This window comes from Paracoccus onubensis, from assembly GCF_003591515.1.
Classification (GTDB): Bacteria; Pseudomonadota; Alphaproteobacteria; order Rhodobacterales; family Rhodobacteraceae; genus Paracoccus; species Paracoccus onubensis.
In genome coordinates, this window is sequence record NZ_QZCG01000003.1 from 97492 (window position 1) to 109607 (window position 12116).

The window sequence follows — 12116 nt, forward strand, 5'->3', positions numbered from 1 at the left end:
CTTCGTGCACCGTGCGCTTACCGTTCAAATCTTTGACATTCCGCGCTGTTTTGCACCGTGTGGGGTGGTGCTATGAATGATGAGCGCGAATTCCGCATCCGTCCGGGGCACATCCGCTTGACCCGCGCTCAAGCGGCCCGGCCCTTTGTCGCCCAGGCACTGGCCGCCGCGAAAAGGGCCGGGGGCGGCGTCTCGCGAACCGGCCGCGTTGTCTCCAGCAATCGCTCCCGTTTCGGACGCGGCCAGCGCGCCAGCATCCAGGCCAATCGCCTCATCACGTCGCGTAGCCGAGGTGCCGTCATCAAGGCCCGCGTGGTTCGACACAATGCGCGATCCGCGCCACTGGGAACGCATCTCGACTATTTGCGCCGCGAGGGCGTGACCCGGGACGGGGAGAAGGCGCGGCTGTTCGGGCCGGGCGAGGGGGAGGCCGATGGGCGCGCCTTCGCCGAGCGTTGCAGGCATGGCCGCCATCATTTCCGCTTCATCGTTTCGCCGGACGACGCGGTGGAGATGTCCGATCTCAAATCCTTCACCCGCGATCTCGCCCGCCAAATGGAAAAGGATCTCGGCACCGGGCTGGACTGGGTAGCTGTCGATCACTGGAATACGGCACATCCGCATGTCCATCTGATCGTCCGTGGAGTCCGCGATGACGGCCAGGACCTCGTGATTTCGCGCGACTATATCAAGGAGGGGATGCGGGACCGGGCGCGTGATCTCATCACCCTGGAGCTGGGACCACGGACCGATCTCGATATCCGCCGCAGCCTCGAGCGGCAGATCTCGGCAGAGCGCTGGACCCAGCTCGACCGGCAGCTTCTTCGCGACGCCGGCAAAACCGGCATCATCGATCTCGCTCCGAGCCCCGATCACAAGCCGGACGAGTTTCATGCGCTGAAACTCGGTCGGCTCCGGAAACTGGAAATATTGGGCCTCGCCGACCAGCTGGGCCCGGGTCAATGGCATATCAGGGATCGGGCCGAAACGGTTCTGCGGGAACTGGGCGAGCGCGGCGATATCATCAAGCGGATGCATCGCGCGCTCACCGAACGCGGCATCGAACGTGGTTCCTCGGATTACGTGCTGGCGGGGGAAAGCCTTGATACGCCTGTCATCGGGCGGTTGCTGGAGCGTGGACTTGATGACGAATTGAAAGGCACCGCCTATGCCGTGGTCGATGGCGTGGACGGCCGGACCCATCATATCAGGCTGCCGCATCTCGATGCCGCCGGTGACAGTGTGCCCGGCTCGATCGTCGAACTGCGCAGCTATGATGACGCGCGGGGCAACCGCCGTGTCGCCCTTGCCATTCGGTCCGATCTCGATCTGCAGGCACAAATCAATGCGCCGGGGGCGACATGGCTTGATCGGCGAGCCGTGTCCCGCGATCCGATAGCACTCTCGGAATCCGGTTTCGGAGCCGAGGTCCGGCAGGCGCTTGAAACCCGTGCCGATCACCTGGTCGACGAAGGTCTCGCCGAACGAAAAGCCGGCCGCGTCGTCTTCGCGCGCGGCCTGCTCAAGAGATTGCGCGACCGCGAAGTCAATGCGCTTGGCGACAGGCTTGCCCGCGAGACCGGCCTCCCGTTCAGCCGCGCCGAGACCGGAGAATATGTCACCGGCACGTATCGCCAGCGATTCACGCTTTCTTCCGGGCGGTTTGCCATGATCGGCGATGGCCTCGGATTCCAGCTCGTGCCCTGGTCACCGTCGCTCGAAAAACAACTTGGCCGCGAAGTCTCCGGTGTCTCCCGCGGTGATGGCGGGGTCGATTGGGATTTCGGGCGCAAGCGTGGGCTCGGCCTTTGATACCGAATGGAAAGGAACCATACTCATGTCCGCGACCAGAATCCTCTGGGGACAGGTCATCATCGTCTTTTTGATCATCCTCACCACCACATGGGGCGCCACGCAATATGTCGCCTGGAGCTTCGGCTACCAGACGCAGCTGGGCCCGCCCTGGTTCGAGATCTTCGGCGTGCCTGTCTATTACCCACCGGCCATCTTCTGGTGGTGGTATTTCTTCGAGGCTTATGCGCCGCCGATCTTTGCCCGGGGCGGGATCATCGCCGCCTCGGGCGGTTTCATCGCGATCGCGGTCGCCATCGGCATGTCGGTCTGGCGGGCGCGGGAGGCAAAAAACGTCGCCACCTACGGTTCAGCCCGGTGGGCGGGGAAAGGGGAAATCAGGTCCACGGGTCTTCTCGGTCCCGACGGTGTCGTACTCGGCCGCTACGAGCGTGACTATCTGCGCCATGACGGCCCCGAGCATGTGCTGTGTTTCGCGCCGACGCGATCGGGTAAGGGTGTCGGTCTCGTCGTGCCGACACTCCTGACCTGGCCGGGATCGGCGATCGTTCATGACATCAAGGGCGAGAACTGGCAGCTCACCTCTGGTTTCCGGTCGCGCCATAGCCGCGTCCTGCTCTTCGATCCGACCAACCCGCACTCCTCGGCCTATAATCCGCTCCTTGAGGTGCGCCGGGGTGAATGGGAGGTGCGTGATGTCCAGAACATCGCCGATATCCTGGTCGATCCGGAAGGCAGCCTCGAGCGGCGCAACCATTGGGAGAAGACCAGCCATGCGCTCCTCGTGGGTGCGATCCTGCATGTCCTCTATGCTGAGCCCGACAAGACCCTGGCGGGTGTTGCCCAGTTCCTGTCCGATCCGAAGCGTCCGGTGGAATCGACCCTGCGTATCATGATGCGCACCCCGCATCTCGGGGTGAAAGGGCCGCATCCCGTCGTCGCCAGCGCCGCGCGCGAATTGCGCAACAAGTCCGAGAACGAACGCTCGGGCGTGCTATCCACGGCCATGTCCTTCCTCGGTCTCTATCGCGATCCGGTCGTGGCGCAGGTCACGCGGCGCTGCGACTGGCGAATCCGCGATCTCGTCAGCGGCGATCAGCCAACCACGCTCTATCTGGTCGTGCCACCCTCGGACATCAATCGCACAAAGCCACTGATGCGCTTGCTGCTCAACCAGATCGGCCGGCGATTGACCGAGGACCTGCAGGCGAATTCCGGTCGTCATCGTCTGCTCCTGATGCTAGACGAGTTTCCCGCCCTCGGCCGGCTCGATTTCTTCGAATCCGCGCTTGCCTTCATGGCGGGCTATGGACTCAAGAGTTTCCTGATCGCGCAATCACTGAACCAGATCGAGAAAGCTTACGGGCCGAATAACTCGATCCTCGACAATTGCCATGTGCGGGTGAGCTTTGCCACCAATGACGAGCGCACGGCGAAACGTGTCTCCGATGCCCTGGGTACCGCCACCGAGATGCGGGCGATGAAGAACTATGCCGGTCACCGGCTTTCGCCCTGGCTCGGACATCTGATGGTCTCGCGGCAGGAAACAGCGCGCGCTCTGCTCACCCCCGGTGAAATCATGCAGCTACCGCCCGATGACGAGATCGTCATGGTGGCGGGGACACCACCGATCCGGGCGAAGAAGGCGCGCTATTATCTGGATGCGCGGTTCACGGAACGCCTGCTCTCGCCGCCCGACCTGGCCCATAAGGACAAACCCGCCGCCGATGCATGGAGCCATTTGCGCTCTCCTGCTCGGCCCGAGAATGTCGATGAGCAGATTCCGGAGTCCTCTGACGACGAAGACCCGACAGAATCCGAACGGCGCCGACAGCCTGAGCTTGGCAGGGCAGGTGCGGCGGAGAAACAGGCGTCCATCGAAAGCGAGTTCGAGTTCGGCCTGGCCGATGATACGGATGAGGAGGTCATCCGAAACCAGCAAATGTCACGCCGGATGCGGGGTGTCGCGCGGCAGGTTTCCTTGGATCCTGATGACGGTATGGATCTGTAGCGCATGGCCAATCCGCGAAAGAAAACAAAGTTCACCACCTATCTCGATCCAGAGGTGATGCGGATGCTGGCGGAATTCGCGGCGCGCCGCGACCGGTCGCAATCGATGATTGCCGAGGCCGCCATCGCCTCGTTTCTGTCGCCGGACGATGTGGAGCGCCGCGAGGCGATTGTCGCGAAACGCCTGGATCAGCTCGATCGCCGGATCACGCGGATGGAGCGCGACCTTGGCATTGCCGTGGAAAGCCTCGCGGTGTTCATCCGCTTCTGGCTCGCCACCACACCTGCATTGCCCGAGCCGGCGGCGAAGGCCGCGCGCGCCAAGGCCGGCGAGCGATATCAGGCCTTCATCACCGCGCTTGGTCGTCGGCTGGCGCAGGGACCGAAACTTCGGCAAGAAATATCGGAGGACAAAAACGGATCAGAGTCATGAAAGGATTCGCGATATTCGATCAGTAATGCGTGTCCGGTTTGCCTTGAGGAAAACCGTGACGCGCGCGTTACCCGCTAAGCCTATTTCTGCCGTTCTTTCGATTTGGTTTGAAACACGGAAATGACGTTTCGTAAGCATCTGACCCGATTTCGGCCTCTATCCGCGGGATCATTCGCCCCTTACCCGTCATTTGGCAAGAACGGACACCGCAGCGATCTCTAAATAGAAGATCGCCCGATAATGCTTTACGCAGGATGAGGCAGGGGCGGGCTGAACTCGTATGGTGTCGCGGTTTGATGAGAACGTGTTGGCCGATGCCTGTTATCAAATGCGCTTGATAGCAGATGCTTGGCGACAACGCTGTTTGATGTCAGAATGTGGCCATATTCTGTTGCCAAGCTTCCTTGGTGTGATTAGGTTGGCGTCAAAACCCGTTGATAACAGAATTGGCGTTAAAATGGCCATCAAACCCTATGATCTGACAGAGGCCGTATTCTATCACACCGGCGCTTTTCCCCCGGCCAGCCTCGACTACGAGGCCCTTCTTGGGCCGCTCGAAGAAGCCGCGGCGTCCCTTGCGCGGTACGATGCCAAGATGTCAGGCATGGTGAACAGCGAGTTGTTCCTCGCCCCCCTGCGTCGACAGGATGCGGTCACATCTTCCCGAATGGAGGGAACGATCTCGACCATCGAGGAACTTTACCGGCTGGAGGCCGAGGAAGACGCAGGCAGCGCAGATCCCTATCGCGAGGCCAGAAACGACGATGTCGAGACCTATCTCTACTCCCGCGCCCTGCGGAATGCCCAGCAAGCGCTTGCCGAGGGAGCGCCGCTTGGCGAATACCTGATCCGGACAGCCCATCAGCAGCTGCTTTCGTTTGGCCGCGGCGCCCGCAAGCGTCCCGGAAGCTACAAGGTCGAGCAGAACTATATTGGGGACGAACGACGGGGAAAGATCTCTTATGTCCCGATTGCTCCCGAGCATCTTGGCCCAGCGATGGCCGAGCTCGCGCGCTATATCAACGAAAGCACGATGCGGCCGCTGATCCGCACAGCCATAGCGCATGTCGAATTCGAGGCCCTGCACCCATTTGAAGACGGCAATGGCCGGATCGGCCGTATGCTGATTACCCTGATGCTTTGGAAGCTCGGCGTCCTGCATCAGCCGAACTTCTTCGTCTCGGGCTATTTCGAGGCCCATAAGGACGAGTATATCGAGTGGATGCGCGCGGTCTCGGCAACCGGCGATTGGACTGGATGGGCTGCATTTTTCCTCCAGGCCATGCACGCGCAAGCGACGGTCAATATCCAGACGGCAGATGCGATCTTCGGACTGCACAGTGAGATGCGCGAACGCTTCCGTGACGTGCTGAACTCGCAGTTCCATGATCAGGCATTGGACTTCGTGTTCGCCAGTCCGATCTTCCGAAACGACCGGTTTGTCGATCGCTCCGGAATCCCGCCATCTTCGGCACGCGCGCTGTCACGCCGCCTCGTCGAAGCTGGCCTGTTGCGCACGATCGAAGCAGCCTCGGGGCGTCGCGCCGCCATGTATGCCTTTGATCCACTACTTGATCTGCTGAAAGTCTGAAGCGTTGGGGGAGACATATCATGAGCTGCTCGGATCAGGACCTCGATCGCCTTGATAAGCTCCTGTCGGCTCTGCCGCAGGAAAACTTTCCCATGACGTTGAGCGAATTCGATGGTTATGTGACCGGCATCCTGGCCTGTCCCGATCTTGTCCCTCCCTCCGAATGGCTTCCACATGTCTGGGGCGAGACCGGTGAGGCCAATTTCCCGGATTTGACGACGGCCGAAGAAACGATTTCGGCCGTGAAGGCGCATTACAATTCAGTCGCATCGGAGATGACGAAGACTCTTTGGATCGAACCCATCTATGAGGTGGATCCGAACAGTGACGAGACGCTCTGGGAGCCATGGGTCGATGGCTTCGCCTGGGCGCTGCGTTTGCGTCCCGAAGCCTGGCAGACCGTACTCGAACAGGCAGATGACGAGACGCGGTCATCGCTGATCTTCCTGTTTGCCCTGCAGGACATCAACGAGGGGATCAGCAAATCCACCGATGAAGAGATCGATGAGATCGACCTCCAGGCACCCGATCTGATTCCCAACTGCGTGGCCGCGATCCTGCTCGTGTCGCGGCCCGAGCTTGGCATGGGTGCCGGAAGCGTTTCCCATGGCCTGCTCCGGAGCAAACGCCCCGGCCGGAACGATCCCTGTCCCTGCGGTTCGGGACGCAAGTACAAGCAATGTTGTGGGAAGAACTGACAAGCGCGGATGATTATCAACCTGCAGTTCCACGATGTGACCCTCCAGAACTGCCGGGAATGCACAGGCGATGATCGGGTAACATCCACGTAGCCGCGAAATCAGCAGGATGATCGAATCAACCGGGAAGCCTGGTCGCGTGCATGGATTGTCGACATGAAGGGCAAAACCGCCGTTTTCCTGTAAATGCACGCCAGACTACGACGCCCGCCCAAAACCTGTTGAAACGCCGCAAAATCGGGTTCTTTTACTTGTCCCCGATCCAGGGCTGCCTGTTGGAGGCGCCCAGCAGGGAAGCGGGGACGGCATGGACGACACCCATCGGAAACCGGAAGCGATACGGCGGGGCGCGCGGATGCTCCGAACGGCGCTCGGGCCGGCGATCGCCCGGTTTTTGGAGGATCCCGTGACCGTCGAGGTGATGCTCAACCCCGACGGGCGGCTCTGGATCGACCGGCTCTCGGAAGGTCTGTCCGACACGGATGAGTGGCTTTCGTCCGAGGATGGCGAACGGATCATCCGGCTGGTGGCGCATCATGTCGGTGTGGAGACCCATGCCGGGGCGCCGCGCGTCTCGGCGGAGCTGCCGGAGACGGGAGAGCGCTTCGAGGGGCTGCTGCCGCCGGTGGTCGCGGCCCCGGCCTTCGCCATCCGCAAGCCCGCCATCGCGGTCTTCACGCTCGACGATTACGTCGCCTCCGGGATCATGACCCGGCTGCAGGCCGAGGCGCTGCGCCTCGGCGTGGCGACGCAGGCCAATATCCTCGTGGCCGGCGGCACCTCGACCGGCAAGACGACGCTGACCAATGCGCTGCTCGCCGAGGTGGCGAAGACGCAGGATCGCGTGGTGCTCATCGAGGATACCCGCGAGCTGCAATGCGCGGCCCCCAATCTGGTGGCGATGCGCACGAAGGAGGGTGTGGCCTCGCTGTCGGATCTCGTCCGCTCGGCGCTCCGCCTGCGCCCGGACCGGATCCCGGTCGGCGAGGTGCGGGGTCCGGAAGCGCTCGATCTGTTGAAGGCCTGGGGCACGGGCCATCCGGGCGGCATCGGCACCATCCATGCGGGTTCCGCACTGGGCGCACTGCGCCGGATGGAACAGCTCATTCAGGAGGCCGTGGTCACGGTCCCCCGCGAGCTGATCGCCGAGACTGTGGATCTGATCGCCGTGCTCTCGGGGCGCGGAGCCGCGCGCCGTCTTTCTGAACTCGCCCGCGTCCATGGGCTCGGCCCGGACGGCGATTACCGCATCACCCCCGTCATCCATCCGGAAGGAGATTCCGCATGATCCGCCATGCCATGCGCATTCGCTATCATATCGCCACCGCAGCGACCGTCACCTGGGTCAGTCTCACGACCCGTGCCGCCCATGCTTCGGGTTCCTCCATGCCCTGGGAAGCGCCACTGCAATCGATCCTCGAATCCATCGAGGGGCCGGTCGCGAAGATCATCGCGGTGATCATTATCATCATGACCGGGTTGACGCTGGCCTTCGGCGATACCGGCGGCGGGTTCCGGCGGCTGATCCAGATCGTTTTCGGGATCTCCATCGCCTTCGCGGCCAGTTCGTTTTTTCTCAGCTTCTTCAGCTTCGGCGGCGGGATTCTGGTGTAATGGCGGCCGTTTTCGAGCAACTCGACGCGGTGCCGGGTTTCTCCGTCCCGGTGCATCGCGCCCTGACAGAACCGATCCTGCTCGGCGGCGCACCGAGGTCCATCGCCATCCTGAACGGCACGCTGGCCGGGGCCATCGGCCTGGGCCTCCAACTCTGGCTCGCGGGTCTCCTGATCTGGGCTTTGGGCCATATCGCCGCCGTCTGGGCCGCAAAACGCGATCCGCTCTTTGTCGAGGTCGCGCGGCGGCATCTGCGTGTCCCCGGTCATCTGGCGGTGTGAAGGCGTGGTCATGATGAATCTCGCCGAATATCGCCGCCATGCCACGAGGCTCGCCGATTACCTGCCCTGGGCGGCGCTGGTGGGTCAGGGCGTGGTCCTGAACAAGGATGGCAGCTTTCAGCGCACGGCGCGGTTCCGCGGGCCGGATCTGGACTCCGCCGTGGCGGCTGAACTGGTCGCCGCCGCTGGCCGCATCAACAATGCCTTCCGCCGCCTGGGCTCAGGCTGGGCAATCTTCGTCGAGGCACAACGCAGCGCGGCCGCCAGTTATCCCGACAGCATGTTTCCCGATGCCGCCTCGGCATTGCTCGATGCGGAGCGGAAAGCCGGTTTTGAGGAGGACAGCGCACATTTCGACTCCCGCTATTACCTCACCTTTCTCTGGCTGCCGCCCGCCGAGGATGCGGCGCGGGCGGAATCCTGGCTCTATGAGGGCCGCGAGAGCTCGGGCGTCAACCCGTGGGAATTGCTGCGCGGATTTCAGGACCGCAGCAGCCGGGTGCTGGCATTGCTGGACGGGTTCATGCCGGAATGCCGCTGGCTCGATGATGGCGAGACGCTCACCTACCTCCATTCAACGATTTCCACCAACCGGCAGCGCGTGCGTATACCGGAGGTGCCGATGCATCTCGATGCGCTGCTGGCCGATCAGCCGCTTGTCGGCGGGTTGGAGCCGCGTCTGGGCGGACATCATCTGCGGGTCCTGACCATCACCGGTTTTCCGGGTGCGACCACACCCGGTATTCTCGATGATCTGAACCGGCTGGCCTTTCCCTATCGCTGGTCGGCCCGTGCCATTCTCATGGACAAGACGGATGCCACAAGGCTGCTGACGAAGATCAGGCGGCAATGGTTCGCCAAGCGCAAGTCGATCGCCGCGATCCTGAAGGAGGTGATGACCAATGAACAATCCACCCTCGTGGACAGTGATGCCGCCAACAAGGCCGCCGATGCCGACATGGCGCTGCAGGAACTTGGGGCCGATAGCGCGGGTATGGCATATGTGACGGCCAGCGTCACGGTCTGGGATGAGGACGCCAATCGCGCCGACGAGAAGCTGCGGCTGGCGGAAAAACTGATCCAGGGCCGTGATTTCACCGCCATGCCGGAAACGGTCAATGCGGTGGATGCTTGGCTCGGCTCGCTGCCCGGCCATGCCTATGCCAATATCCGCCAGCCGCCGATCAGCACATTGAATCTCGCCCATATGATCCCGCTCAGCGCCGTCTGGGCGGGCGAGGGCCGGGACGCGCATCTCGATGACGTCCCTGTGTTCTATGCCAGGACCGAAGGTGCGACCCCGTTCCGGTTCTCCCTTCATGTCGGCGATGTCGGACACACGCTGGTCGTCGGCCCCACCGGCGCGGGAAAATCGGTGCTGCTGGCGCTGATGGCGCTGCAGTTCCGGCGTTATGAGCGTTCCCAGGTCTTCGCCTTCGATTTCGGCGGCTCGATCCGCGCGGCGGCGCTGGCCATGGGAGGTGACTGGCATGATCTCGGCGGTGGCCTGACGGAAAGCGAGGAGGCTTCCATCTCACTGCAGCCGCTCGCGCGCATCAGCGAGCCCCATGAACGCGCCTGGGCGGCAGACTGGCTCACCGCCATCCTGATGCGTGAAGGCATCCCTATCGCTCCTGAAGTCAAGGAGCATCTCTGGACGGCTCTGACCTCGCTGGCCTCGGCGCCGGTTAGCGAGCGGACCCTTACCGGGCTCGTGGTGCTGCTGCAGGCGAATGATCTGAAACAGGCGCTACGGCCGTATTGCATCGGCGGGGCTTACGGGCGGCTGCTCGATGCCGAGTTCGAGTACCTGGGCAGTTCGGATGTCCAGGCGTTCGAGATCGAGGGGCTGGTCGGCACCGGCGCGGCGCCGGCCGTGCTCTCCTACCTCTTCCATCGGATCGGTGACCGGCTCGATGGCCGCCCGACATTGCTGATCATCGATGAGGGCTGGCTGGCGCTGGATGACGAGGGTTTCGCCGATCAGCTGCGCGAGTGGCTGAAGACGCTCAGGAAGAAGAACGCCTCCGTCATCTTCGCCACGCAGTCGCTCTCGGATATCGACAGTTCCGTCATCGCGCCCGCGATCATCGAGAGTTGCCCGACGCGGTTGCTGCTGCCGAACGAGCGCGCCATCGAGCCGCAGATCCTGCGTGTCTATCGTCGTTTCGGCCTCAACGAACGGCAGATCGAGATCCTTGCCCGGGCCACGCCGAAACGCGATTATTACTGCCAGTCGCGCCGCGGCAACCGGCTCTTCGAACTGGGGCTTTCGGAGGTTGGGCTGGCGCTCTGTGCCGCCTCGTCCAAATCTGACCAGACGCTGATCTCCGGGATTCTTGCCGAACATGGCCGTGAGGGGTTTCTGGCGGCCTGGCTCATGGTTCGAGGCGTTGAATGGGCCGCCGATCTCATCCCCGATCTCACCAATCTCGCACCTGCGGAACCTGAAGCGGAAACCGGACCGCTGTCCGATGATGCAGGGGTGCCCGAAAAGGACGAGGCCATTCCGGCTCAGTCCAACGCCGATTTCGCCGGGGAAGAGGACACGAACGACGAGGAGATCAATCGATGACAGGCAAAAGGAAACCCAACCTCCATCACGGACGCCGCAGATTTCGCGTGGTGGGTGCCACGGTCCTTGCCATGACACTCACCATGCCGGCTATCACCTCACCCGCCCACGCCTTTTTCGGCCTCGGCGGAGGACCCCTCATTGTCTATGACCCGCAGAACCATGCCGAGAACATTCTCTCGGCGGCACGCGCGCTCGAGCAGATCAACAACCAGATCACCTCGCTGCAGAACGAGGCGCGGATGCTGACCAACCAGGCCCGCCATCTCGAAAGCCTGCCCTATAGCGCGATCCAGCAGCTGCAACAGAATGTTCAGCAGACCCAGCAACTGCTCGGACAGGCGCAGAATATCGCCTTCGACGTCCAGGAGATCGACAAAAAATTCCGGGAGGATTATGGCAATCTGCCTGTAAACGCGCCCGAGGCCGAATTGATCGCCGATGCCCGGTCGCGCTGGGAGACCACTATCGGCGGGTTGCAGGACGCGATGCGCGTACAGGCCGGCGTCGTCGGCAATATCGACAGCAACCGAGCGGAGATGTCGGCGCTGGTCGGTGAAAGCCAGAAGGCCGTGGGGGCGCTCCAGGCTACACAGGCCGGCAACCAGTTATTGGCGCTACAATCGCAGCAGCTCTCCGACCTGGTTGCGGTGATGTCGGCCAATGGCCGATCAGAAGCGCTTCTTGAGGCCGAACGCGCCACCGCCGCCGAGCAGGGTCGCGTCCAGCGCGAGCGGTTTCTTACGCCCGGCAGCGGCTATCAGCCGGGCCATGCCCGCATGTTCAATGAATAATGACAGCAGGTGAGTGCCATGCATGATCCTTTCTGGCCGCGCACCCTCGCCATCCTTCTGCTGGCCGTGGCCATGACGGTGACCGTGATCCGGTTACAGGAGACTGGCGATCTGCCGGAGACACCGGAACCGGCAATTCGTCTGCTGCCCGAGGATCCGCTGCGCGCGGAACAGCGCCGCTGCCAGGAGATGGGGGAGGCGGCCGCGAAGGACGAAGAATGCCTGCGCGTCTGGGCCGAGACCCGGGATCGCTTTCTCGGACGCGACGCAGGCCCCGCCCTTCCGCTGGATAACGAGGGGCAGTGAAC

At 62.7% G+C, this 12116-nt stretch carries 11 protein-coding genes; all 11 read left to right on the forward strand.

Annotated features, from left to right (window positions below):
- Positions 1–72: 72 nt before the first annotated feature.
- The 11 genes from D3P04_RS05470 to trbK-alt all read left to right on the forward strand — a co-directional run bounded on the left by D3P04_RS05470 (position 73) and on the right by trbK-alt (position 12114).
- Positions 73–1812, forward strand: a complete 1740-nt coding sequence (locus tag D3P04_RS05470) for a relaxase/mobilization nuclease domain-containing protein (RefSeq protein WP_119746721.1) — start codon at positions 73–75, stop codon at positions 1810–1812.
- A 25-nt stretch (positions 1813–1837) separates the two neighbouring features.
- Positions 1838–3823 (forward strand): conjugal transfer protein TraG, encoded by a 1986-nt coding sequence (locus D3P04_RS05475; protein WP_119746723.1) that lies wholly within the window; start codon positions 1838–1840, stop codon positions 3821–3823.
- Between the two features lie 63 nt (positions 3824–3886).
- Complete coding sequence (locus D3P04_RS05480) at positions 3887–4255, forward strand: CopG family transcriptional regulator (protein WP_456299485.1); 369 nt, start codon at positions 3887–3889, stop codon at positions 4253–4255.
- A 457-nt stretch (positions 4256–4712) separates the two neighbouring features.
- Positions 4713–5846 carry a Fic family protein gene (locus D3P04_RS05485; RefSeq protein ID WP_119746727.1) on the forward strand — a complete coding sequence of 378 codons (1134 nt, stop codon included), beginning with the start codon at positions 4713–4715 and terminating at the stop codon, positions 5844–5846.
- A 20-nt stretch (positions 5847–5866) separates the two neighbouring features.
- On the forward strand, positions 5867–6544 hold the full coding sequence (locus D3P04_RS05490) for a UPF0149 family protein (protein WP_119746729.1): 678 nt from the start codon (positions 5867–5869) through the stop codon (positions 6542–6544).
- Positions 6545–6899: 355 nt separating this feature from the next.
- Positions 6900–7832: a P-type conjugative transfer ATPase TrbB gene (trbB, locus tag D3P04_RS05495; RefSeq protein ID WP_456299487.1), complete on the forward strand. Its 933-nt coding sequence runs from the start codon at positions 6900–6902 to the stop codon at positions 7830–7832.
- On the forward strand, positions 7829–8158 hold the full coding sequence (locus D3P04_RS05500) for a TrbC/VirB2 family protein (protein ID WP_119746733.1): 330 nt from the start codon (positions 7829–7831) through the stop codon (positions 8156–8158). Before trbB ends, D3P04_RS05500 begins: the two co-directional genes overlap by 4 nt.
- Complete coding sequence (locus D3P04_RS05505; protein WP_119746735.1) at positions 8158–8439, forward strand: VirB3 family type IV secretion system protein; 282 nt, start codon at positions 8158–8160, stop codon at positions 8437–8439. The genes D3P04_RS05500 and D3P04_RS05505 overlap by 1 nt, the downstream gene beginning before the upstream one ends.
- Before the next feature lie 10 nt (positions 8440–8449).
- Positions 8450–11014: a conjugal transfer protein TrbE gene (gene trbE / locus D3P04_RS05510; RefSeq protein WP_119746737.1), complete on the forward strand. Its 2565-nt coding sequence runs from the start codon at positions 8450–8452 to the stop codon at positions 11012–11014.
- Positions 11011–11808 carry a P-type conjugative transfer protein TrbJ gene (trbJ, locus tag D3P04_RS05515; protein ID WP_119746739.1) on the forward strand — a complete coding sequence of 266 codons (798 nt, stop codon included), beginning with the start codon at positions 11011–11013 and terminating at the stop codon, positions 11806–11808. Before trbE ends, trbJ begins: the two co-directional genes overlap by 4 nt.
- 18 nt (positions 11809–11826) lie before the next feature.
- Complete coding sequence (gene trbK-alt / locus D3P04_RS05520) at positions 11827–12114, forward strand: putative entry exclusion protein TrbK-alt (RefSeq protein WP_119746741.1); 288 nt, start codon at positions 11827–11829, stop codon at positions 12112–12114.
- Positions 12115–12116 lie beyond the last annotated feature (2 nt).

Coding starts and splice junctions, on each gene's coding strand:
- trbE (WP_119746737.1), top strand. CDS start 8,450: ATGATGAATCTCGCCGAATATCGCCGCCATGCCACGAGGCTCGCCGAT.
- D3P04_RS05470 (WP_119746721.1), top strand. CDS start 73: ATGAATGATGAGCGCGAATTCCGCATCCGTCCGGGGCACATCCGCTTG.
- D3P04_RS05505 (WP_119746735.1), top strand. CDS start 8,158: ATGGCGGCCGTTTTCGAGCAACTCGACGCGGTGCCGGGTTTCTCCGTC.
- D3P04_RS05490 (WP_119746729.1), top strand. CDS start 5,867: ATGAGCTGCTCGGATCAGGACCTCGATCGCCTTGATAAGCTCCTGTCG.
- D3P04_RS05500 (WP_119746733.1), top strand. CDS start 7,829: ATGATCCGCCATGCCATGCGCATTCGCTATCATATCGCCACCGCAGCG.
- D3P04_RS05480 (WP_456299485.1), top strand. CDS start 3,887: ATGCTGGCGGAATTCGCGGCGCGCCGCGACCGGTCGCAATCGATGATT.
- trbK-alt (WP_119746741.1), top strand. CDS start 11,827: ATGCATGATCCTTTCTGGCCGCGCACCCTCGCCATCCTTCTGCTGGCC.
- trbJ (WP_119746739.1), top strand. CDS start 11,011: ATGACAGGCAAAAGGAAACCCAACCTCCATCACGGACGCCGCAGATTT.
- D3P04_RS05475 (WP_119746723.1), top strand. CDS start 1,838: ATGTCCGCGACCAGAATCCTCTGGGGACAGGTCATCATCGTCTTTTTG.
- D3P04_RS05485 (WP_119746727.1), top strand. CDS start 4,713: ATGGCCATCAAACCCTATGATCTGACAGAGGCCGTATTCTATCACACC.
- trbB (WP_456299487.1), top strand. CDS start 6,900: ATGCTCCGAACGGCGCTCGGGCCGGCGATCGCCCGGTTTTTGGAGGAT.